This window comes from Paraburkholderia sp. BL21I4N1, assembly GCF_002973525.1.
Classification (GTDB): Bacteria; Pseudomonadota; Gammaproteobacteria; order Burkholderiales; family Burkholderiaceae; genus Paraburkholderia.
Map to the genome: position 1 here is coordinate 81,463 of NZ_PVEN01000021.1, position 22,894 is coordinate 104,356.

23 protein-coding genes are annotated in these 22,894 nt (G+C 64.6%); 16 read left to right on the forward strand and 7 right to left on the reverse strand.

The genetic code is table 11. From position 1 onward, the window contains the following. Positions 1–89 precede the first annotated feature (89 nt). From B0G83_RS33515 to B0G83_RS33525, 3 genes are all read right to left on the reverse strand, one after another. On the reverse strand, positions 90–1,064 hold the full coding sequence (locus B0G83_RS33515) for a quinone oxidoreductase (RefSeq protein ID WP_105511651.1): 975 nt from the start codon (positions 1,062–1,064) through the stop codon (positions 90–92). 89 nt (positions 1,065–1,153) lie between these two features. Further along, the gene (locus B0G83_RS33520) at positions 1,154–1,543 is read right to left on the reverse strand and encodes a methylglyoxal synthase (protein WP_105511612.1); all 390 of its coding nucleotides are present in this window, start codon (positions 1,541–1,543) and stop codon (positions 1,154–1,156) included. A 92-nt stretch (positions 1,544–1,635) separates the two neighbouring features. Next, positions 1,636–2,415 (reverse strand): SDR family oxidoreductase, encoded by a 780-nt coding sequence (locus B0G83_RS33525; protein ID WP_105511613.1) that lies wholly within the window; start codon positions 2,413–2,415, stop codon positions 1,636–1,638. Between the two features lie 220 nt (positions 2,416–2,635). On the opposite strand from B0G83_RS33525, the gene upp reads away from it, so the two are divergent. The 11 genes from upp to B0G83_RS33580 all read left to right on the forward strand — a co-directional run bounded on the left by upp (position 2,636) and on the right by B0G83_RS33580 (position 13,158). Then, positions 2,636–3,286 (forward strand): uracil phosphoribosyltransferase, encoded by a 651-nt coding sequence (gene upp / locus B0G83_RS33530; RefSeq protein WP_105511614.1) that lies wholly within the window; start codon positions 2,636–2,638, stop codon positions 3,284–3,286. A 371-nt stretch (positions 3,287–3,657) separates the two neighbouring features. Next, positions 3,658–4,386, forward strand: coding sequence for a YebC/PmpR family DNA-binding transcriptional regulator (locus B0G83_RS33535; RefSeq protein ID WP_105511652.1), 729 nt, complete (start codon positions 3,658–3,660; stop codon positions 4,384–4,386). Positions 4,387–4,495: 109 nt separating this feature from the next. Continuing rightward, positions 4,496–5,794, forward strand: coding sequence for a phosphoribosylamine--glycine ligase (gene purD, locus B0G83_RS33540; RefSeq protein WP_105511615.1), 1,299 nt, complete (start codon positions 4,496–4,498; stop codon positions 5,792–5,794). Positions 5,795–6,021: 227 nt separating this feature from the next. Beyond that, a complete protein-coding gene (gene hemF, locus B0G83_RS33545) occupies positions 6,022–6,945 on the forward strand; it encodes an oxygen-dependent coproporphyrinogen oxidase (RefSeq protein ID WP_105511616.1) in 924 nt (307 codons plus the stop codon). A gap of 28 nt (positions 6,946–6,973) precedes the next feature. Continuing rightward, positions 6,974–7,726 (forward strand): nicotinate-nucleotide adenylyltransferase, encoded by a 753-nt coding sequence (locus B0G83_RS33550; protein ID WP_105511617.1) that lies wholly within the window; start codon positions 6,974–6,976, stop codon positions 7,724–7,726. Between the two features lie 4 nt (positions 7,727–7,730). Next, positions 7,731–8,186 (forward strand): ribosome silencing factor, encoded by a 456-nt coding sequence (rsfS, locus tag B0G83_RS33555; RefSeq protein ID WP_105511618.1) that lies wholly within the window; start codon positions 7,731–7,733, stop codon positions 8,184–8,186. Positions 8,187–8,247: 61 nt separating this feature from the next. After that, positions 8,248–8,718 carry a 23S rRNA (pseudouridine(1915)-N(3))-methyltransferase RlmH gene (rlmH, locus tag B0G83_RS33560; protein ID WP_091795971.1) on the forward strand — a complete coding sequence of 157 codons (471 nt, stop codon included), beginning with the start codon at positions 8,248–8,250 and terminating at the stop codon, positions 8,716–8,718. An 82-nt stretch (positions 8,719–8,800) separates the two neighbouring features. Next, positions 8,801–9,439: a nucleoside triphosphate pyrophosphatase gene (locus B0G83_RS33565; RefSeq protein WP_105511619.1), complete on the forward strand. Its 639-nt coding sequence runs from the start codon at positions 8,801–8,803 to the stop codon at positions 9,437–9,439. 9 nt (positions 9,440–9,448) lie between these two features. Further along, the gene (rng, locus tag B0G83_RS33570; protein ID WP_105511620.1) at positions 9,449–10,918 is read left to right on the forward strand and encodes a ribonuclease G; all 1,470 of its coding nucleotides are present in this window, start codon (positions 9,449–9,451) and stop codon (positions 10,916–10,918) included. Between the two features lie 14 nt (positions 10,919–10,932). After that, a complete protein-coding gene (locus B0G83_RS33575) occupies positions 10,933–11,853 on the forward strand; it encodes a DMT family transporter (protein WP_105511621.1) in 921 nt (306 codons plus the stop codon). A 57-nt stretch (positions 11,854–11,910) separates the two neighbouring features. Beyond that, the gene (locus B0G83_RS33580; RefSeq protein ID WP_105511622.1) at positions 11,911–13,158 is read left to right on the forward strand and encodes an acyltransferase; all 1,248 of its coding nucleotides are present in this window, start codon (positions 11,911–11,913) and stop codon (positions 13,156–13,158) included. 12 nt (positions 13,159–13,170) lie between these two features. Here the strand turns inward: B0G83_RS33580 and B0G83_RS33585 are convergent, their stop codons facing one another. Next, positions 13,171–14,193, reverse strand: coding sequence for an SGNH/GDSL hydrolase family protein (locus tag B0G83_RS33585; RefSeq protein ID WP_105511623.1), 1,023 nt, complete (start codon positions 14,191–14,193; stop codon positions 13,171–13,173). A 229-nt stretch (positions 14,194–14,422) separates the two neighbouring features. On the opposite strand from B0G83_RS33585, the gene B0G83_RS33590 reads away from it, so the two are divergent. From B0G83_RS33590 to B0G83_RS33605, 4 genes are all read left to right on the forward strand, one after another. Continuing rightward, the gene (locus B0G83_RS33590; protein WP_105511624.1) at positions 14,423–14,848 is read left to right on the forward strand and encodes a CopG family transcriptional regulator; all 426 of its coding nucleotides are present in this window, start codon (positions 14,423–14,425) and stop codon (positions 14,846–14,848) included. 96 nt (positions 14,849–14,944) lie between these two features. Further along, on the forward strand, positions 14,945–16,129 hold the full coding sequence (locus B0G83_RS33595; protein ID WP_105511625.1) for a PHB depolymerase family esterase: 1,185 nt from the start codon (positions 14,945–14,947) through the stop codon (positions 16,127–16,129). A 133-nt stretch (positions 16,130–16,262) separates the two neighbouring features. Next, on the forward strand, positions 16,263–18,662 hold the full coding sequence (locus tag B0G83_RS33600) for an ATP-binding protein (RefSeq protein WP_105511626.1): 2,400 nt from the start codon (positions 16,263–16,265) through the stop codon (positions 18,660–18,662). Positions 18,663–18,671: 9 nt separating this feature from the next. After that, positions 18,672–19,109, forward strand: a complete 438-nt coding sequence (locus tag B0G83_RS33605; RefSeq protein WP_105511627.1) for a response regulator — start codon at positions 18,672–18,674, stop codon at positions 19,107–19,109. Positions 19,110–19,182: 73 nt separating this feature from the next. Here B0G83_RS33605 and B0G83_RS33610 read toward each other — a convergent pair whose 3' ends face one another. The 3 genes from B0G83_RS33610 to B0G83_RS33620 all read right to left on the reverse strand — a co-directional run bounded on the left by B0G83_RS33610 (position 19,183) and on the right by B0G83_RS33620 (position 22,545). Next, positions 19,183–20,841: an ATP-binding protein gene (locus tag B0G83_RS33610; RefSeq protein ID WP_105511628.1), complete on the reverse strand. Its 1,659-nt coding sequence runs from the start codon at positions 20,839–20,841 to the stop codon at positions 19,183–19,185. A gap of 20 nt (positions 20,842–20,861) precedes the next feature. Next, positions 20,862–21,530 carry a biliverdin-producing heme oxygenase gene (locus B0G83_RS33615; RefSeq protein ID WP_105511629.1) on the reverse strand — a complete coding sequence of 223 codons (669 nt, stop codon included), beginning with the start codon at positions 21,528–21,530 and terminating at the stop codon, positions 20,862–20,864. A gap of 205 nt (positions 21,531–21,735) precedes the next feature. Next, positions 21,736–22,545 (reverse strand): mechanosensitive ion channel family protein, encoded by an 810-nt coding sequence (locus B0G83_RS33620; RefSeq protein WP_105511630.1) that lies wholly within the window; start codon positions 22,543–22,545, stop codon positions 21,736–21,738. A 129-nt stretch (positions 22,546–22,674) separates the two neighbouring features. Between B0G83_RS33620 and B0G83_RS33625 the strand changes: the two genes are divergently transcribed. Then, positions 22,675–22,890: a DUF2945 domain-containing protein gene (locus B0G83_RS33625; RefSeq protein ID WP_105511631.1), complete on the forward strand. Its 216-nt coding sequence runs from the start codon at positions 22,675–22,677 to the stop codon at positions 22,888–22,890. Positions 22,891–22,894: the final 4 nt, after the last annotated feature.

Below are 22,894 nucleotides of genomic sequence, written 5' to 3' on the forward strand. Positions count from 1 at the left end.
AAAGCGGTAGCGCGTAAAGGATGCGGCAATGCGGAGGTGACACGGCAACGCGCAGGCGGCGCAACCAACCACGCCGCCCCGCTCACACGTTACGGCAACAGCACCGTCGACCCGGTCGTCCGGCGCCCTTCCAGATCCGCATGCGCCTGACCGACATCCGCCAGCGCATAACGCTGATTGATGCTGGTCTTCACCTTGCCCGACACCAGCACGTCGAACAGTTCCGTCGACATCGACTCGTACTCGGCCCGTTTAGCGATGTAGGTGAACAACGTGGGACGCGTAAAGAACAGCGAACCACGCCCCGCGAATTCCGACGAATCGATCGGCGGCAACGGGCCCGACGCATTGCCGAAGCTCACGAACATGCCCAGCGGCGCGAGGCAATCGAGCGACGCCGTAAACGTGTCCTTGCCGATCGAGTCGTACACCACCGGCACACCCGCGCCGTTGGTGATCTCACGCACACGCCTGGTGAAGTTCTCGCGCGTATAGACGATCGCGTGATCGCAGCCATGCGCCTTGGCGATCTCCGCTTTTTCGTCGGACCCGACGGTGCCGATCACGGTCGCGCCGAGCGCTTTCGCCCATTGGCACACCAGCAGCCCGACACCGCCCGCCGCCGCCTGGATCAGGATCGTGTCGCCGGCCTTCACCGGATAGGTGCGGCGTAGCAGGTATTGCGCGGTCAAGCCCTGCAACATCACCGAGGCCGCCTGCTCGTCGGTCAGCGCGTCCGGCACCTTGACGACTTGCGCCGCCGCCAGCACGCGCTCCTGCGTATAAGCGCCGGGCGGGCGCGCCACATAAGCGACGCGGTCGCCGGTCTTGAAGCCGGTCACGCCGGCGCCCACGGCGGTCACCACACCAGCCGCTTCCATGCCGAGGCCACCGGGCAGCGGTAACGGGTAAAGGCCGGTGCGGAAATAGATATCGATATAGTTCAGCCCGACCGCCGTCTGCCGGATGCGCAATTCGCCCGCACCTGGCTCGCCCACCTCGACGTCGACCCACTTCATCACCTCCGGGCCGCCGGTTTTATCGAATCGGATTGCTTTGACCATCATGTCTCCTTGATGTGATGTTGCGTGAAGGCGGCGCAAGGCCGCCTTCGAAACCGCTGCTTGCGCGCCGCGGCGGCCAACCCGCCGCTTCAGCCCTGCTGCTTCAGCCGCAAGGTCAGCACGTCGAGCACCATGCGCGCCGTCGAAATATTGGTCGCGCACGGAATGTTATGCACGTCGCACGCGCGCACTAGCGCGTTGATGTCCGGTTCGTGCGGCTGCGGCGTCATCGGATCGCGCAGAAAAATCACCATGTCCACGCGCCCCTCCGCGAGTTGCGCGCCGATCTGCAAGTCGCCACCGTGCGGACCCGACAGCATCCGCTCGACCGTCAGGCCGTGCGTGTCGGCAATGCGTCCGCCGGTCGTGCCGGTCGCGACGATCTCGCAATGCCGCAGCGTGTCGACGTATTCGCCGGCCAGTTTGACGATGTCGTCTTTCTTGTGATCGTGCGCGATCAGCGCGATGCGGGTGCTCATGACGTAAGACTCCTGAAACCGTTGTGATTGTCGTTGTTTTAGTGAGGATGAAACCACGGGCGCTGGCGTGCGCCCGTTGGAAACCGGACCGCTCAGAACGTGCCCGGATAAGCGCCGCCGTCGATCAGCCAGTTCTGGCCGGTGATGTACCCCGCATGCGCACTGCACAGGAATGCGCAGGCGCGGCCGAATTCGTCGCGCGTGCCGAAGCGGCCGGCGGGGATCGTCTTCATGCGCTGCTGGCGCGCGTCGTCGACGGAAATGTTTTGCGCCTTGGCCTGCGCGTCGAACGTGACCGCGATACGGTCGGTGTCGAACAGGCCCGGCAGCAGGTTGTTGATCGTCACGCCGGTCGGCGCGACCTTGCGCGCGAGTCCGGCGACGAAGCCGGTCAGCCCGGAGCGCGCGCCGTTCGACAGGCCCAGCACGTCGATCGGCGCCTTCACCGCCGAACTCGTGATGTTGACGATCCGGCCATAGCCACGTGCGCTCATCGAGTCGATGGTGGCGCGAATCAGTTCGATCGGCGTGAGCATGTTGCTCTCGAGCGCGCGGATCCAGTCTTCGTGCGTGAAGTTGCGGAAGTCGCCCGGCGGCGGCCCGCCCGCGTTATTGACCAGAATGTCCGGCTGCGGACAGGCCGCGAGCGCGGCCGCGCGACCCGCCGGCGTGGTGATGTCGCACGCCACCGTCTTCACTTCCACGCCGCTCTGGCGGCGGATTTCCGCGGCGGTCGCTTCGAGCGTTTCCGCGGTGCGAGCGACGATCGTCAGGTTGACGCCCTCGGCGGCGAGCGCTTCGGCGCAGCCGCGCCCCAGGCCCTTGCTGGCCGCGCAGACCAGCGCGGTGCGTCCGGCGATTCCCATGTCCATGGTGTGTGTCCTCGTGATGGCCAAGCGTTGCACAGAATCCCCCGATTCTAGAAGAATCGGTGCCGGACTGCGCCGGGTCGCTGCAATCTCCGGTATCGTCGGACGGTACTCTTTCGGTAAACTTGCGCCAGGGCGCGTCCGCCAGCCAGCCTCGGCCACCCCGAGGCAGGCTCGGCGGCGCGCCGAACCGATCCCTCTAGCCGCCGCTTGCGCCCCCGCCATGACTCAGGACAGCCGTTTTCCTAATCTTTTCATCCTCGATCACCCGCTGATCCAGCACAAGCTGTCGCATATGCGCGACCGGGACACCTCGACTCGCACGTTCCGCGAACTGCTGCGTGAAATCACGCTGCTGATGGGTTACGAAATCACCCGCAATCTACCCATGACCACGCGCCGCCTGACCACGCCGCTGGTCGACATCGACGCGCCGGTGATCGCCGGCAAGAAGCTCGCGATCGTGCCGGTGCTGCGGGCCGGCATCGGCATGTCGGACGGCTTGCTGGAACTGGTGCCGTCGGCGCGGGTGGGCCACATCGGCGTGTATCGCGCCGACGACCACCGCCCGGTCGAATACCTGGTGCGCCTGCCGGACCTCGAAGACCGCATCTTCATTCTGTGCGATCCGATGGTCGCGACCGGCTACTCGGCCGTGCACGCGGTAGACGTGCTCAAACGCCGCAACGTGGCCGGCGAGAACATCATGTTCCTCGCGCTGGTGGCCGCGCCGGAAGGCGTGCAGGTGTTCCAGGACGCGCATCCGGACGTCAAGCTGTATGTCGCGTCGCTCGATTCGCACCTGAACGAGCATGCGTACATCGTGCCGGGTCTCGGCGACGCCGGCGACCGCCTGTTCGGGACGAAAAACTGATATCTGCATGAAAAAGTGCGGGGCAGCGGGCGTAAAACGCCGCTGCCCCGCACTTTCGTCACCGTTTCCCGCCGCCTCCCCCTCTGCCGCACCCCGCCGCCGTGATAAAATTCGAATCCGCTCAAAGAGCGGTTCAACTGGCGCTATTGCCCGGCGCATCGCGCCTTCACACGGGCGGCGAACCTCGGGCGACCCGCTTTGGGAAGCGGGCCAAGGGCGCATGGACACGGCCGGGGCTCACCCCGTGCGGTCTCACACCAGACGGTTAGACGTCGAGGCGCGCATTCGCGATTCCCACGCGCAAGCGCCCAACATCGCAACGGCAATTGCACAATGCGTGCGCCCCACTGGCGCGCGCGATGGAGAAAGGTATGGCGGGTCATTCGAAATGGGCCAACATCAAGCATAAGAAAGCAGCGGCCGACGCCAAGCGCGGCAAGGTCTGGACGCGGCTCATCAAGGAAATTCAGGTCGCGGCGCGCATGGGCGGCGGCGACATCGACTCGAACCCGCGTCTGCGGCTCGCCGTCGAAAAGGCGTACGACGCCAACATGCCGAAAGATAACGTCAACCGCGCGATCCAGCGTGGCGTGGGCGGGGTCGACGGCGCAAGCTACGAAGAAATCCGCTACGAAGGCTACGGCATCGGCGGTGCGGCGGTGATCGTCGACACCATGACCGACAACCGGACCCGCACGGTGGCGGACGTGCGTCACGCGTTCTCGAAAAACGGCGGCAACATGGGCACGGACGGCTCGGTGTCGTTCATGTTCGATCACGTCGGCCAGTTCCTGTTCGCGCCCGGCACGGTCGAAGACAAGCTGATGGAAGCCGCGCTCGAAGCCGGCGCCGACGACGTCGTCACGAACGAAGACGGCAGTATCGAAGTGCTGTGCCCGCCGAACGATTTCCCGAAAGTGAAGACCGCGCTCGAAGCCGCGGGCTTCAAGGCCGAGTTGGCCGAGGTCACGATGAAACCTCAGACGGAAGTCGAATTCACCGGCGACGACGCGGTGAAAATGCAGAAGCTGCTCGACGCGCTGGAAAATCTGGACGACGTGCAGGAAGTCTATACAAACGCCGCGATCGCCGACGAATGAGCGCGCCCCGGCGGCGCGGATGCATCGCGAATGTTGCTGGTATTGCTGGTATTCCACGGCTGAGCTGTCCGCGTCAGCCGTTTATGGTTTTTAAGTCTCGGGGATTCACATGAAGTTACTCGTCGTCGGTTCCGGCGGTCGCGAACATGCGCTCGCATGGAAGCTCGCGCAATCGCCGCGGGTTCAGCTCGTCTACGTCGCGCCGGGCAATGGCGGCACCGCGCAAGATGAACGCCTGCGCAACGTCGACATCACCGAGCCGGCCGCGCTCGCCGATTTCGTCGAGAAAGAACAGATCGCGTTTACGCTGGTCGGGCCGGAAACGCCGCTGGCCGCCGGCATCGTCAATCTGTTCCGCTCGCGCGGGCTGAAGATTTTCGGGCCGACCAAAGAAGCCGCGCAGCTCGAAAGCTCGAAAGACTTCGCGAAGGCGTTCATGAAGCGTCACGCGATTCCCACGGCCGAATACGAAACTTTCGCCGACGTCGCCGCCGCGCACGCCTATCTGGACGCCAAGGGCGCGCCGATCGTGATCAAGGCCGACGGCCTCGCCGCCGGCAAGGGCGTGGTGGTCGCGTTGTCGCTGGAAGAAGCGCACGCCGCGGTCGACATGATGCTGTCGGACAACAAGCTGGGCGATGCCGGCGCGCGCGTCGTGATCGAGGAATTCCTCGCCGGCGAAGAAGCGAGCTTCATCGTGATGGTCGACGGCAAGCATGTGTTGCCGCTCGCCTCGAGCCAGGACCACAAGCGTCTGCTCGACGCCGACCAGGGGCCGAACACCGGCGGCATGGGCGCTTACTCGCCCGCGCCGATCGTCACGCCGCAACTACATGCGCGTGTCATGCGCGAAATCATTCTGCCGACCGTGCGCGGCATGGAGAAAGAAGGCATCCGCTTCACCGGTTTCCTGTACGCGGGCCTGATGATCGATGCGCAAGGCAACCCGAAAACGCTCGAATTCAATTGCCGGATGGGCGACCCGGAAACGCAGCCGATCATGGCGCGTCTGAAGGGCGACTTCTCGAAGGTGGTCGAGCAGGCGATTGCCGGCACGCTGGATACGGTCGAACTGGAATGGGACCGCCGTACCGCGCTGGGTGTCGTGCTCGCCGCGCACAACTATCCGGACACGCCGCGCAAGGGCGACCGCATCACCGGGATTCCCGCTGAAACGGTGGATTCGGTCACGTTCCACGCCGGCACCACGCTTGCCGACGGCAAGCTGACCACCTCGGGCGGCCGCGTGCTGTGCGTGGTGGGTCTGGCGGATTCGGTGCGCAGCGCGCAGTCGGTGGCGTACGAAACGATCAACCAGATCGCCTTCGACGGCATGCAGTATCGCCGCGACATCGGCTACCGCGCGTTGAACCGCAAGCACGACGCCAAGACCGAAGGCAAGCACTAAGCGGCTACGCCGCTTCCCCGCGGGTGGCGCCGGCGGCGCTACACTGCGGGTTTTCGCGGCGGCGCTTGGCGCCAGAGTGCGTCGGCGAAAGCTGGCGCCGGCCCGCGGCGGCGCAACCGCACGAAGCAAGCCGTACGGCCAAGCGCCTTTCCCGACGAAGACCCCGCCTTCGCCCTTCACGATGAACCTGCGGCACGACGAGCGCGCCGCCCTCAGCATCTGCATTCATGACCGATTCGAGCTACGACGCACAAGCCGTGCGCAGCTGGCTGCAAGGCCTGCAATCGCATATCGCGGACACGCTCGGCGCGTTCGACGGCACCACGTTCGCCACGGACGCCTGGCAGCGCGCGCCCGGTGAAAAGCTGCGCGGCGGCGGCTGCACGCGGATTCTCGAGGGCGGTCAGTTCTTCGAGCGGGCCGGCATCGGCTTTTCGGACGTCGCCGGCGACGCGCTGCCGGGTTCGGCGAGCGCGGCACGTCCGCAACTCGCCGGCCGGGGTTTCGAGGCCATGGGCGTGTCGCTCGTGCTGCACCCGCACAATCCGCACTGCCCGACCGTGCACATGAACGTGCGCCTGCTGATCGCGACCAAGGCCGGCGAAGAACCGGTGTTCTGGTTCGGCGGCGGCATGGATCTGACGCCGTACTACGGCTACGAAGAAGACGCGCGGCATTTCCACCGCACCTGCCGCGATGCGCTGCAGCCTTACGGCGCCGACCTGTACCCAAGTTTCAAGCGCTGGTGCGACGAGTATTTCTTCCTCAAGCATCGCAACGAAGCGCGCGGCATCGGCGGGATTTTCTTCGACGATTTTTCGGCGCCGGGCTTCGATCAGTCGTTCGCGATGCTCAGGAGTGTCGGCGACGCGTTCCTCGCCGCCTATATGCCGATCGTCGAAAAGCGCCGCAACATTCCATACGGACCGGCCGAGCGCGATTTCCAGGCTTACCGGCGCGGACGCTACGTCGAGTTCAATCTGGTCTTCGACCGTGGCACACTGTTCGGGCTGCAGAGCGGCGGACGCACGGAGTCGATCCTGATGTCCATGCCGCCTGTGGTGAACTGGCGCTACAACTGGCAGCCCGAAACGGGCACGCCGGAAGCGCGTCTTTACAGCGATTTTCTCGTGCCGCGCGACTGGGTGTGACGCGCTTTCCGCCCGGACCGCCCCGCACGTGGCCACGACAAAGGACCTTCACCTGAAGCCGAACGCTCACCCTGCTGCCCTGCCGCGCCGGATCGGATTGCTGGGCGGCACTTTCGACCCGATCCACGACGGCCATCTCGCGCTCGCGCGGCGTTTCGCCGAGGTGCTGCAACTGACCGAACTGGTGCTGCTGCCGGCCGGCCAGCCGTGGCAGAAATCGGACGTCTCACCGGCCGTGCATCGCCTCGCCATGACTCGCGCGGCGGCCGGCGACCTGGTGCTGCCGCACGCCACCGTGCGTGTCGCGACCGACGAGATCGATCACGAGGGTCCGACTTACACGCTCGACACGCTGCAACGCTGGCGTGAACGCGAAGGCAAGGATGCATCGATAGCGCTGTTGATGGGCGCGGATCAACTGGTGCATCTCGACACATGGCGCGACTGGCGGCGCCTGTTCGACTTCGCCCATATTTGCGCGGCCACCCGGCCCGGTTTCGACCTCGCGTCGATCCCACCGGCGGTCGCTCATGAAATCGACGCGCGCAGTGCCCGCGCCGACGTTCTGCAAGCCACGCCCTGCGGCCACTTGCTGATCGATACGACGCTTGCGTTCAACGTCTCGGCCACCGACATTCGTGCGCATCTGCGCGAACAGGTAAGCCAGCGGCTCGCCCTCGCGGGCGCCGAGCCGCAAGACCAGAGCCAGGCCCGGGCCGCAAGCCATGTCCCCACCGCGGTGTGGGACTATATTCTTCAACATCATCTGTACCACCGGTAACCCCATGGATATTCGTAAACTGCAACGCGTGATCGTCGACGCTCTCGAAGACGTCAAAGCGCAAGACATCAAGGTGTTCAACACCAGCCACCTGACGTCGCTGTTCGATCGCGTGATCGTCGCGAGCGGCACCTCGAACCGCCAGACCAAGGCGCTGGCTTCCAGCGTGCGCGAAAGCGTCAAGGAAAACGGCGGCGACGTCATCAGCACCGAAGGCGACGATGTCGGCGAATGGGTGCTGGTCGACTGCGGCGACGCGGTCGTCCACATCCTGCAACCGGCGCTGCGCCAGTACTACAACCTCGAGGAAATCTGGGGTGACAAGCCGGTGCGCATCAAGCTGTCCACGCCCGATCCGTTCGGCGGCGCGCGTTCGAGCGAGCCCGACGACGAGGAAGACGAAGAAGAAGCGCCGGCCGTGAAGAAGCCCGCGCGCAAGACGCCGGTTCGCCGCAAATAAGGGCAACCGGGCGGGCCGGCCCTGTGCCGGCACGTCGTCAACGTCTCCGATTCCACCGCTGATGAAACTGCATATCCTCGCCGTCGGCCATAAGATGCCGGACTGGATCGCCACCGGCTTCGACGAGTACGCGAAGCGCATGCCGCCCGAGTTGCGTATCGAGTTGCGCGAGATCAAGCCCGAGCAGCGTTCGTCCGGGCGGCCGGCGGAAAGCGTCATGGCGGCCGAGCGTCTGAAGATCGAAGCCGCGTTGCCCAAGAACGCGCGCATCGTCGCGCTCGACGAGCGCGGCAAGGACTGGACCACCATGCAGCTGGCGGGCGCACTGCCCGGCTGGCAGCAGGACGGCCGCGACGTGGCGTTTCTGATCGGCGGCGCGGATGGGCTCGACCCCGATCTGAAAGCACGCGCCGATATGCTGTTGCGCGTGTCGAGCCTGACCTTGCCCCACGCGATGGTCCGCGTGCTGCTCGCCGAACAGCTTTACCGCGCGTGGACCATCACGCAGAATCACCCCTACCATCGCGTATGAGCGAACGAGGCTGCTGACGGAAACGCGCATTTCGAGCACTTCGTGCATCTCGCGCGCTTTTCCGATTCATCGAGACCTGTTCATGCCCACGTCCGCCGATTCACTGCAGCCCCTACATCCGTTCGTCTACCTCGCTTCGCAAAGCCCACGCCGCCAGGAGTTGTTGCAACAACTCGGCGTGCGTTTCGAATTGCTGCTGCCCCGCCCCGATGAAGACGCCGAAGCGCTCGAAGCCGAGCTGCCCGGCGAGTCCGCGCGCGACTACGTGCAGCGCGTCTGCGTCGCCAAGGCGCGGGCGGCGCGCGCGCGCCTCGAAGCCGGCGGCCATGCGGCGCGGCCCATTCTGGTTGCGGATACAACCGTCACGATCGACGGCGCGATTCTCGGCAAGCCGCTCGACGCCGACGACGCCGTCGCGATGCTCACGCGCCTCGCCGGCCGCGACCACGAAGTGTTGACGGCGATCGCCGTGATCGATGCGGAAGGCGCGTTGCTGCCCGCCGCGCTGTCGGTGTCGAAGGTGCGTTTTGCTGCACTGCACGCAGAGGCGATCCGTCGCTATGCGGCCAGCGGCGAGCCGCTCGGCAAAGCGGGCGCGTATGGCGTGCAAGGACGCGCCGCTGAGTTTATCGAACATATCGACGGGTCCTATTCAGGTATCATGGGTTTGCCTCTTTTTGAAACCGCTGCGCTCCTGCGCGCAGTGCGCATCGACTTCTAAAACAACACCATGAATGAAGAAATCCTGATCAATGTCACGCCGCAGGAAACGCGCGTCGCGCTAGTCCAGCAAGGCGCCGTCCAGGAACTTCACGTCGAACGAACGCTGTCGCGCGGCCGCGTCGGCAACGTCTATCTCGGCAAGGTCGTCCGTGTGTTGCCGGGCATGCAGTCCGCCTTTATCGACATTGGTCTCGAACGCGCCGCGTTTCTGCACGTCGCCGATATCTGGCATCCGCGCATTGCCGGCGAGCCGCAGCATCAGGCGCCGCATCAGCCGATCGAAAAAATCGTCTTCGAAGGTCAGACGCTGATGGTGCAGGTCGTGAAGGATCCGATCGGCACCAAGGGCGCGCGGCTCTCCACGCAAGTGAGCATTGCCGGGCGCACGCTCGTGTATCTGCCGCAGGAGCCGCATATCGGCATCTCGCAGAAAATCGAGAGCGAGGCCGAACGTGAAGCGGTACGCGCGCGTTTGACCGCCGTACTGCCCGCCGACGAAAAAGGCGGCTACATCGTCCGCACCATCGCCGAAGACGCAACCAGCGAAGAGCTGGCCGGCGACGTTTCCTATCTGCGCAAGACGTGGGCGACGATCATCTCGCAGGGTCAGCGCATGCCGCCGACCAGCCTGCTCTATCAGGATCTGAATCTGGCGCAGCGCGTGCTGCGCGATTTCGTCAACGACGAGACCTCGCGCATTCAGGTCGACTCGCGCGAGACGTATCAGATGCTTGCCGACTTCGCCGCGGAATTCACGCCGGCGGTGTCGTCGAAACTGCATCATTACACCGGCGAGCGGCCGCTCTTCGATCTGTACAACATCGAGGCGGAAATTCAGCGGGCATTGTCGCGCCGCGTCGATCTGAAGTCGGGCGGCTATCTGGTGATCGACCAGACCGAAGCGATGACCACGATCGACGTGAACACCGGCGGCTATGTCGGCGCGCGCAACTTCGACGATACGATCTTCAAGACCAACCTCGAGGCCGCGCATACCATCGCGCGGCAGTTGCGGCTGCGCAATCTCGGCGGCGTGATCATCATCGACTTCATCGACATGGAGAACGTCGAGCATCGCGATCAGGTGCTGGGCGAATTGAAGAAGGCTTTGTCGCGCGATCGCACGCGTGTGACCGTGAACGGTTTCTCGCAGCTTGGGCTGGTGGAAATGACGCGCAAGCGCACGCGCGAATCGTTGGCGCATGTGCTGTGCGAACCGTGTCCGGTTTGCCAGGGCAAGGGGCAGGTCAAGACGCCGCGTACGGTGTGCTATGACGTGCTGCGCGAGATTCTGCGCGAGTCGCGGCAGTTCAATCCGCGCGAGTTTCGCGTGGTGGCGTCGCAGCAGGTGATCGATCTGTTTCTCGAGGAAGAGTCCCAGCATCTGGCCATGCTGATCGACTTCATCGGCAAGCCGGTGTCGTTGCAGGTCGAGTCGAATCTGAGTCAGGAGCAGTACGACATTGTGTTGATGTAGTCGAACCGAATCCGATGTCAGTCACTTCACCCAATCCGCTGCGCGGCATCTGGCTGCTGCTGCTGTCCCAACTGCTGCTGGCGGCGATGGACGCCACCGGCAAGCATCTGTCGCTCACCTTCTCGGTGCTGCTGCTCGTGTGGGCCCGCTACACGGTCCACTTCGTCGTGATGTGCGTGGCGTTGCTGCCGTCGCGGGGCCTCTCGCTGTTCGCGACACGTCATCTGCCCCTGCAGATAATCCGCGCACTGCTGTTGCTCGCCACCAGCACGTTCGGCATCCTGGCCTTGCGGACCATGCCGCTGGCGGAGACTGCCGGACTCGCGTTCGTGTCGCCGTTGCTGGCCACGTTGCTGGCGGGACCGTGGCTCGGCGAGAAGGTCGGCCGCAGCGGCTGGATCGCGATCGTGATCGGGGCCATCGGCGCGCTGCTCATCTCACGGCCCGGCGGTGCATTGCCGCTGCCCGGCGTGCTGCTCGTGCTAGCATCGGCGCTGGCTTTCAGTGTCTATCAGATACTGACCCGCCAATTGAGCCAGACCGAAAACAGCATGACGCTTCTGTTTTACACGGCCATGGGCGGCGCCGTCTGCATGAATCTCGCGCTGCCGTGGATCTGGAGCGGTCCGGTTCCCACCTTGCCGCAGACGCTGCAACTGCTTTCTCTCGGCGTGTATGGCGGTGTGGGTCACCTGCTGGTCATTCATGCTTTCCGTAATGCCGCGGTGTCCGTGCTGACACCGTTCATGTACTTGCAGTTGATTTGGGCAACCTTGCTGGGCTGGATGCTGTTCGACCATATCCCCGACAAGCTCAGCGTCGTCGGCATGATGGTGATCGTCTTTGGAGGGTTCGTGTTGTGGTTCGGACGCCAATACGACGCACGACGCGCAGCAAACGTGCAGCCCATTGTGTCGACAGCCGAACGGGCGTAATCGCATCGATCACGTCTTCAACCGGAAAGCTGGGATCTTGAAACGACCGCGAACAACATGAGCGCTAGCAGGAATCCCGAAATTGAACGGCTGCGGGCGTTCGCCGTGTTGCTGGTCGTCTACGCTCACGCGCCGTTCTCTCAACTCTTCTCCCCGTTCCTGTATTCGACGTTCAGCGGCGTGGACCTGTTCTTCGTCATCTCGGGGTTCGTCGTCTCCGGCTCGTTCATTCACTCGCTGCCGCCGCTCGGCGGCCTCGCTATCGAGCGCCGTCTGATCGCGTGCCGCGCGCCGGTCGTGAGTTTCTATCTGCGCCGGCTCTTCCGGATCGTGCCGTCGGCATCTTTCTACGCGGTGCTCTGCCTCATTGCGTCCATGCTGCTCAAGGACGACGGCAGCGTCGCGGGATTCGCGCATCCGCAGGACGTTGCGAGAGAAATCGTCGCGGTCTTTGGCGGTGTCTACAACTACGCATTGGCGGCCGGAGCGGTCACCCAGAATCTCGCGCCGTATTGGTCGCTATCGGTGGAAGAGCATTTCTATCTGATCGCGCCGATCCTTCTCGTCGTCGCAGCGTCGCAGCGAAGCCGGGTGCTGGCGGTCTGCGCGTGCATCGTCGTCGTGCTGGTCGTGTTCCGGCCAATGACAGCGGGCAACATCATCAACGTGTCGCATACCCGATTCGATGCCCTGTTTTACGGCGTATTGCTCACGCTCTTCATGCAGCGGCCGAGCGCCAACGCTCGTGGCGCATCGGTCCGCTCCATTCTGGCGGGCGCTCGAATTCCGGCATTCATCCTGCGATCCGCCGGCGTTCGCGGGGTGATAAAAACCGTGTTGGTGGCGATGCTTTGCGCCGCGCTGGCTCTGCTTCCAGGCGTGACCAACACGGCACTGCTCGACGGGCGAGCCGGGCCCAATTTCGACACGTCGTCGTTCGCGCTGATGTCGTACGAGCTGGTGTCCGTGGTGCTGGTCTGGCTTGCCGCGTTGAGGCGCGGCTGGATCTTTGATATTCCGCTCGTTCGAACAGCGCTCGAGTACGTGGGGTCGCGCTCCTACGCGATCTATCTCGCGCATTGGGTGATCGTTCAGTGCTATCAGGACCTGTTCTTCCGCTACTACGAGGTCCTCCCGGATCCGTTGAAGCTGACCCGGATCGGCTACGGCGTGCAATTCGCCGTCTACCTAGCGGCGACGCTGCTGCTGGCGGAGATGTCGTACCGCCTGATCGAAAAGCCCTTCATCGGCGCCGGACATCGCGTCACAGACCCCATGCAAAAGCTTGAAGCGGCACGAGCCTAGGCGCGCCGACGTTCAATGCCCCAACCCGCTCGCAGCAATCTGCTGCTCGACGTACTGCGCGAATAACGCATGCACATGCGTCGTCGGATGCAGGTCGTCGGCGAACATGTAGGTCTGGTCGGCATTGGCCGTGCTGTAAGTGGCCGGCGAGCATAGCAACGACGTGTCGTCGGGCGTTTTCGACGGATCGCAGGCCATCGCGGTGTTCGACACCGTGAAGCCGTAGCTCTGAAAGTTCGCGATGATGCTGTTCAGCCAGGTATAAGCATCGACCTGAATCACCTTGCCTTGCAGCCCATTGGCTTGCAACGCCGTGGTGAGGTCGCTGTTGAAGAGTTGCGACAACTGGGTCAGGTTGGCTCCGCCATCAGGCTGCGCAAGTCCTTTGGGCGACAGCCCGATATTCGGCAAGTTGACCACCACCACATGCGTCGCGCCATTCCCGACAATCTGTCCGACAATCTGCGCAAGCGCCGCGGCGGCCGTCTGCACGACCGGTGCGGCGCTCGGCAGCGTGCCCGCGCGCAGCACGTCGTTCGCGCCGGCCCACACGAGCACCAACTGGTTCGCGTTGAAGCTCGTGTGGGTGCTCAGGTAGCTTCCCACCTGCTGATTGACCGGCATCTCGACGTTGCCGATCACGTCGGTCAGGAAGTCGTACTGGTCCGCCGGTGTCGCCACCGTCGAGCCGCCTTCCGCGTAGCCGAGGCCGCTTTGCGGACTCAATTCATGCGTCAGGTTGATTGTGAACGCCGCAGTGAGCGTGTTGCCGTAATACTGCGCGACGTCCTGAGTCCACACCTGCCCGGGGTTGGTCGTGAAGCGTCCGCCACCCACCGTACTCGCGATCGGCGCATAAGTGCCGACATCCGACAGGCTGTCGCCGAACGACACCACTTGCAGCGTGACGCCACCCGCCGGCGGTGTCGTGCTGCTACTGCTCGATCCGCCGCCGCTCCCGCCCCCACACCCGGTCAGAAAGCACATCGCACTGGTAAAAATTGCAGCGCATAGCGTTTGCTGAAATCGTTTCATGTCGGCTCCCTGCTGATCGGTCGGGCTGATACTGGTATGCGCACGGCGCGGCGTGTCAGCTGCCGCAGATTGCGCCGCGAGGGTTCGGCTATCGCAGCAAGAAGCATGCGCTGGTGTCGACGGACTCAACGCACCCCGTTTTTTCTCATTGACCTCGGTCTCGCCAAAGGCGTATAACCATCCCATTGGATGGCAAAGAGATGCTGTACGGATGCTAAACGGAGTGTGAATGCCTAAGCTCAACCTCGTGGATACCTCGCGCCCGAAAGGCGGCGAGACCGAAAAGATCACCATCAATCTCGGCCCGGTCGACCTCGGGCAGATCGATCTGCTGGTCGAGGAAGGTTTTTATTCGAACCGCACCGACCTGATTCGCACGGCGATCCGCAACCAGCTCGCGGTGCATGCGCAAGTCGTCACGGAAACCGTGACGCGCCGCGCGATGGTGCTCGGCCTGCAGCATTTCTCGCGGCGCGATCTCGAAACCGCGCAGGCCGCCCATGAGCAACTCGACATTCACGTGCTCGGCCTCGCCAGCATCGCCGCCGATGTCCCGCCGGAACTCGCGGCGGCCACGATCGCGTCGGTGGTGGTGCTCGGCGCGTTTCACGCGTCGCCAGCGGTCAAGGCGGCGCTCGCGGGCCGCATCAGCTAGACGAGCGTGTCGGTCGATAGATTGATTGCACGGCGTAGCCAGCGACGCTCGCCCCGAGCCTCGCTCACGCCTCAACGCAGGGCAACGCAAACCATCATGAAAGTGAACGAAGATTTTTTGAAGTCGATGAAAGAAGCCTTCGACCTGTTGCGCACGAAAGGCCCGAAGGAAGCCACCGCCGCGGTTCAACGAGCGCTCTCGGGCGGCAAAGACCACGGACACGGCGGCGACCACCACAGCAGCAACGCCGGCAACAGCGCACGACAGGCGCGGCCAGCACAGCCCAATTCCTCGCACCCGAACACGCCCCGCAGCGCCGGCGAATGGACCCAGGCGTGGACCAACGCGTACGCCCAAACGCAAGCGCCCCCTTCGGCCGACACCACCATCGACGCCGACGCCCCCGGTGTTTTCAGCACGCACACGTTCTGCAATCACGCAGGCCAGCGCGGCTACAAGCTATACGTACCCGCTGTCTATAACGGCACGCCGCTGCCGCTGATCGTCATGCTGCACGGCTGCACGCAGAACGCCGACGACTTCGCCGCCGGCACCCGCATGAACGAACTGGCGGAGCGTCACGGCTTCCTCGTCGTCTACCCGAACCAATCGCAGGCGGCGAATCATTCGACGTGCTGGAACTGGTTCAAGCCCGAGGATCAGCAGCGCGATCAGGGCGAGCCGTCGCTGATCGCCGGCATCACGCGCGAGGTGATGGCGCGCTATCGCGTGGATCCGGCGCGGGTGTATGTGGCGGGTCTGTCGGCGGGCGGCGCGATGGCGCACATCATGCTGACCACGTCACCCGATCTGTACGCCGCCGGCGGTGTGCATTCGGGCCTGCCCTACGGCAGCGCGAAGGGTCTGCCCGCCGCGCTCGCCGCGATGAAAGGCGGCATGAGCGCGCAACGCCACCGCGCGCCCACCGTGCCGCAACGTCCGCTGATCGTGTTTCATGGCGACGCGGATCAGACCGTGCACCCGTCGAATGGGATCGCGCTCGTCGCGCCGTTCGACGCCAGTGCCGCGGATATCACCGCAAGCGCAAGCGCTACCGCCGCCGCGCAATTCGACACCCCACGCGCGTCCCACCAACCGCGCCGCTATACCGCGCAACGCCGGCTCGCCGCGAACGGGGTCGAGGCGGAGTACTGGTCGATTCACGGCGCGGGCCATGCGTGGTCCGGCGGCAGTCCGCGTGGCACGTACACGGACGCGTCGGGCCCCGACGCCGCCGCGGAAATGGTGCGATTCTTCCTCGCTCATCCACGGCGATTGTGAGTGGCGGCCTCGGGCGGCGACAATCAGCGACAACGGTAACGCCAACGACGTCGATAACCACACCTGCCAGCCCACCCACCGCCGCCGCCACGCCCGCTATGCGAAAATGCCCTATACCGTTCGTGGAGCACGCATGGCAGACCTCACATCGTCCGTGTCTTCGAGCCTTGAAGACAACTGCGCAAGAGAACCCATCCACATTCCCGGCGGCATCCAGCCGCATGGCTTTCTGTTCAGCCTCGCCGCCGACGGCACGGTGCTGCAGGTCAGCGCGAATATCACCGCCATCACCGGCCTGCCGCCCGAGCGCGCGTTGGGCGAACCCGTCGCGCAACTCGTGGACGACGCGTGGGCCGCGCGCATCGTCGAGGCGCTAGGCACGCATCGCGAAGACGGCATTCCGCTGTATCTCGGCTCCATGAGCGACCCGCGCGCGCGCCGCGCCGGTACGCCGCCTTCGCACGAGGCCGGTACACCGGGCAGACCGTTCGCGGTGATCGTGCATCGTCATCAGGACATTGCGATCGTCGAGCTGGAACCGGCGCGCGGCACGCTCGACGTGTTCTCGTCGATGTACCCGTTGGTGCGCACGTTCATCAACCGTCTGCAGGAGGTGGACGGCGTCGACGGCCTCGCGCAATTGGCCGCCGACGAAGTACAGCGCATCACCGGCTTCGGCCGCACGATGGTCTACAACTTCGACGAAGCCGGCAGCGGGCACGTGATCGCCGAACATATCGAGCCGGGCTATGCGTCCTATCTCGGCCAGCGCTTCCCGAGCGCCGACATTCCCGCGCAAGCGCGTGCGCTCTATGTGCGCAACCGCATCCGTCTGATCGCCGACGCCGACTACCAAGCCGCGCCGCTTGTGCCGCCATTGCATCCGTCGACAGATCGGCCCACCGACCTCACCTACTCGTCGCTGCGCAGCGTCTCGCCGGTCCACGTGCAGTACATGAAGAACATGGGCACGCTGTCGTCCATGTCGATGTCGATCGTGGTGTGCGGCAAACTGTGGGGGCTGATCTCCTGCCACCACGACAGCGCACGGGTGCCGCCGTTCGAAGTGCGCAGCGCGTGCGAGCACATCGCCCAGGTGCTGTCGCTGCAAATCGAAGCGAAAGAAGCCCATGCGGAATCCGAATACCGCCTTGCGTTGCGTCGCACGCTCGCGCGCTCGCTCGCCGCGATGGCCAACACGGACAGCTTCGCCGACGCGCTCGTCGACACCCCCAAAGATCTGCTCGGACTGACCGCGTCGGACGGCGCGGCGATCGTCTTCGACGGACGCATTCTGCTGGTCGGCGCCACGCCGTCCGAAGCGGCCGTGGCGACGCTCGTCGAATGGCTCGACACGCAGGTCGACGACACGTTCGCCACCGACTCGCTCGCCACCGCCTGCCCGGTTTTGCCGGCTCATCCGGACTATGCCGGCCTGCTCGCCGTGTCGATCTCGAAGCTGTTTCGCAACTACGTGCTGTGGTTTCGCGAGGAAGTCGTGCAGACGATCCAATGGGCCGGCGACCCGCGCGCGAAACTGGCCGGCCTCGCCGATTCGCTGTCGCCGCGCAAGAGCTTCGACGTCTGGACCGATACGGTGCGAGGCCATTCGCTCGCGTGGCGTCCCGCGGAACTCGAAATCGCGCTCGAATTCCGCACCGCGCTGCTCGGCATCGTGCTGCGCCGCGCCGAGGAACTTGCGCAGCTGGCGCTCGAACTCGGGCGCGCGAATAAGGAACTCGAAGGCTTTTCCTACACCGTCTCGCACGATCTGCGCGCACCGCTGCGGCATATCGTCGGCTTCGCCGATCTGCTGCGCGACATGGAGAGCGAGCGCCTGTCCGAACGCGGCCGGCATTTCGTCGAGCGGATCATGTCGTCGGCGCGCTTCGGCGGCAAACTGGTCGACGATCTGCTCGCCTTCTCGCAGATGGGCCGCGCGGCGCTGCGTGCGCAATCGGTCGACGTGACGTCGATGGTCAACGCGCTAATCGCCGACGAAGCGAAAGAGGCCGCGCCGCGCGAGATCGCCTGGCAGGTCGGCAAACTCGGTCACGTCACCGCCGACGCGGTTTTACTACACGTGGTGCTCCGAAACCTGATTGAGAACGCGGTAAAATTCACGTCCACCCGCGAACATGCCGTGATCGAAATCGGCCGTCATGCGGGCGAAGCGGAACTCGCCGGTCAAGACGTTTTCTTCGTCAAAGACAACGGTGTCGGTTTCGACATGCGCTATGTCGACAAACTCTTCGGCGTCTTTCAACGGCTGCATCGTGTCGAGGAATTTCCCGGCACGGGCATTGGGCTTGCTGGCGTCAAACGCATCGTCGAGCGGCATGGCGGAAAAGCCTGGGCCGTCGGCGAAATCGGTCAGGGCGCGGCGCTGCATTTCTCGCTGCCGCAGGTCTTCGTTGCCGACGCCAGTCAGGGCGAGGAGTCCGCGGCGGCGGCGGTGGCGCGGCTGACCGCGTTGTCGCCGGGCAAGCGCTTCCGCCCGGTGCCGAAGGAGTCGAAAGATGAACCGAAATGAGGAAACAGCGTGCTACGACCGATCCTGCTAGTAGAAGACAATCCAAACGACGTTGAACTCACGCTGATCGCGCTGGAGAAAACGCGCCTCGCGAACCCGGTCGTGTCGTTACGCGACGGCGCGGAAGCGCTGCAATATTTGCGGCGCGAAGGGCAATGGGCGGATCGGTCGGAAGAAAATCCGGCGGTGATTCTGCTCGACAAGAAACTGCCGAAGATCGACGGTCACGAGGTGCTCAAGGCCGTGCGTGGCGACGATAATCTCAAGCGGATTCCGGTGGTGATGCTGACGTCGTCGCGTGAGGAAAGCGACCTGCTGCGTAGCTACGATCTCGGCGTGAATGCCTACGTGGTGAAACCGGTCGCGTTCGACGACTTCATGGCCGCGATCAACGACCTCGGCATGTTCTGGGCGGTGCTGAACGAACCGCCGCCTTATTCTCGTTGAGCGCGCTTGAGCGCTTGAGGGGTTGAGAGGTTGCGCGCCGCACGTTGAGCGCGCCCCGGTCGGCGCGCGCCGCTCAGCGATACACCGGCAATCTGACCCGGAACGTCGCGCCCTGCCCCAAGCCTGGGCTCTCGGCTACGATCGTGCCGCCGTGCAGATCCACGAGATTCTTCACCAGCCACAATCCCAGACCCAACCCCGCCACGCGTCCGGAGCCTTCCGGACTGAATTGCTGGAAGCGCTCGAAAATCCGCTCCAGCGATTCCCCATCCAGACCCAGACCCGTATCGCGAACCGACAATTCAACGCGCTCGCCTTCGGCTCGCACCGACAGCGTGACGCTGCCTTGCGGGCAGAACTTCACCGCGTTCGACACGAGATTCCAGACCACCTGCTTCATGCGGCTTTCGTCGGCAAGCACGGTCGCGGACGTGAGGTCGTCGGCGATCAGTTGCAGGCCCTTGGCTTCGGCATGCATGCGCATGTCTTCGGCGATGATGCCCGCCAGCGCACCGAGATCGACCGGCTGCAGATTGACCGACAGTTTGCCCGTCACGATCGCGCCGCTGTCGAGCAGATCGTCGACCATGTGCGAAAGCTGGCGGGCGTTGCGTCGAATGACGTCGGTGGCGCGCGTGATATGCGACGGATCGGCCGCTCGCTGCAGCAGATCGGTCCACGACAGAATCGCCGACAACGGCGAGCGCAATTCGTGGCTAACGGTGGTGACGAAATGATCCATGGCCATCGCGAGACGTTCGCTGTGTTCGCGCGCACGTTTTTCCGACGCGGCGATTTCCCGCTGCTCCAGTTCCACTTCCTTGCGCGCGGTGATGTCGAGCGTGAAGCCGATCACCGAACTCAGCGTGTTGTCCGACGAAAACCGGCCGACGCCGCGCACCAGAATCCAGCGGATCGCGCCGCTCGCCCAGCCCACGCGATAGTCGACATCGAAATGCTCGTGGCTCGCCAGCCCCTGATGCATCGCATCGCGTACGCGGTCGCGGTCGTCGGGATGCACGATCTCCTCGAGCAGGCGCTGTTCGGTGAGCACCGAGGTCGCGTCCAGGCCAAGGTTGCTCTTGCATTGGTCGGTGCATTCGATCACGCCGGTCGCGGGGTCGAGTTCCCATGCGCCGAGTTGCGAAAACGCGAGCGCCAGATGAAAACGCTCCTGATGTTCGCGCAACTGGGCTTTCGCTTCGTCAGCGAGCAAAAGACGCAGTTGCGCCTGCGAACGCAGCTTTGCGCGCTCGCGCTGGTCGCGTTCGTAGTTGGACATACCCTCAGTGACTTCGCTGACGCGTAGCGCGATCTGGCCGCCCTGCCCTTGATGCGCACCCAGCAGGCTCGCCTTGATCTTCCAGTAGCGCGGCACGTCGCCGTTGCTCTCGCCGTCCTTGCCGCCGTCGCCGCGACGAAACCCGGGCATCTCATAGCGAAACAGCGGCGACCATTTCGCCTCGCCCACCGACAACTCGCGCAGCGCGCTGCCTAACCAGGCACGGCGCGCTTCGCGCTGCTCCGCGGGACCGAACTGGTTGACGTCGAAAATCGATTTGCCCAGCAAGTCGCTTAACGACTGCCCCATCAACTCGAGATAGCGCGCATTGGCCAGCACGATCTCGAAGCGACGATTGAGGATCAGATACGCATCCGGCAACGACTCGAAGGCGGTCGCCGCGTCGAACCGCTGCGACGGGTGGGAGGGATTCTGGTGGCGGCTATCCATAAGCGTAGTCCAGGCTCGCTTCAATCGACGTTCGCGCACGCCGCCGACGTGGGGCATTGCGCGAGTTCGATCAGACGGTCGAATGCGGCGGCCGCACCACGGCACGCTGCGTCGATCGTGGCGGGTGTGTGGACCTCGGCCGACAGCGCGCGGATAAAGGCCTGCCAGCGTGCGCCGAGCGTCTCGCGGCCGGCGGCGAGGTAACTGAGCGGATGGGGCGCGAGGCGCGCTTTCAGACGCGCGTACAACACCGCGCCGCCGAGTTGCGACCCTTCGATCACGTAGCAGACGCCCCACCGGTAAGCGGCGCTTTGCGCGCCGCGCCAGACCGGTAGGCGAGCCGGCGCGCTCACGTCGACGCGCACCGCTTGCCGGCGCGCCGCTGCGTGCGCAAGATCCGCATCGATCAACGCAAGCCGGTCGATGCGCGCAGGCAACGTGGACGCTTGCGGCCCGTCGTCGAATTGTCCAAGCCAGGCTTCGAGCGGTGCGAGCCAGTCGCGCAGTATGGCCAGATGCGCAAGATAATCGCGCAGCGCCACGCTCTCGACCGACAGCGGCATGATCGTGTGCAGCAGTTCATGACGCTGCGCGGTGGCGGCACGCAATGCGCCGAGCGCGCCGTCTTGACCCGGCGACACGCGGTTGACGGATTCTGGTGTGTCGATCAAACGAGTCCGGTTCAACATGATTGAGTAGCGAACGATTATAGGGGCGCGTGCGCACACGCGCGATAGCCGATTTGCACGGGGTGCTTCAGGCGCGGCAGCATGCGATTGCGGCCCGACGCGCGGATCGATTCGCGGGCCGACTCACGCACCAATGCGTTCGCAAAGAGCCTGCAAACCGCGCGACACGGCGTACGGATCACATGCGAACCCACCGCACCGAGCGTCAGGCAGCAACCGGGCAACCGGCCTGTTCGAGAGCGCTTTGCGCGTGATCGTGCAGGTCGCCGCTGGTCAGCGAGGCATCCGGCGAGCGCACCCACGCGGCAATGCGCAGCGTCGCGCCGCCGTTGTCGGGATAGTCGGCCACGGTGATGACGGGCGCGAGCGTCGAGCCGCTCAGCACGCGCGGTTCGTCGGCGACGAGTTTCTTCAATTCGCCGATCGCGGCATCCACGTCCTTGCGCTCGGCGAGACCCACTTCGACCTCGATGCGCTGCGTGCCGCCGCTGCTGTAGTTGATCACCGGATTGCTCCATATCTGGCTATTCGGCACGAACACCGCGTTACCGTCGCCACGTTCGATGCGGGTGGTGAACAGCCCCACTTCGCGCACGATGCCGGCCGCGGCACCGCTGCCTTCGATCACGTCGCCGACGCGAAACGGCCGCAACATCAGCAGCATCATGCCGGCCGCGATGTTCTGCAGCGTGCCTTGCAACGCAAGGCCGATCGCGAGGCCGGCCGCGCCGAGCACCGCCAGCACGCTGGCCGTCGCGATGCCGACTTCGCCGAGCGCCGCGATGAACACGAGCACGCGCACGGCCCAGGTACTCATGGCGGCCAGCATGGGCGCGAGCGTCGGGTCCGCGTGAGTGCGCGCGAGCGCGCGGGCGAACAGGTTGCCGGCGCGATTGGAGAGCCACCAGCCGACCACGAGGATCAGCACGGCAAGGACGATATGAAGGGCGTCGTGCGTCATCGTGACGAGCAGCGACGGCTGGAAATGCAGGAGTCGGGCAAGGAGATCGTTCATGGGTCGTCGTTCCGTTGCGATAGGTTCACCCGGTGCAATTAAGCAGGATACGTTCCCGCCCTTTACAAATCGGCTGAAGCGGCACACGGCTTGCTCCGCAGCTAGCCGTCCATGGCCGGGAGCGCACTCATGACCCAACCTCTGAAATTACACGACCGTGTCAGCTGGAACACGCCACAAGGGCTCACGCATGGCAAGATCGTGCGTGTCATTTCTACCCATACGACCGTGGACGGACGAACCGTCGATGCGTCGGCGTCCGACCCGCATTACGAAGTGGAGAGTGACAGCAGCGGCAAGCATGCCGTGCATCGCGGGGCGGCGTTGCAGCGATTCAAGGCGTGAAGAA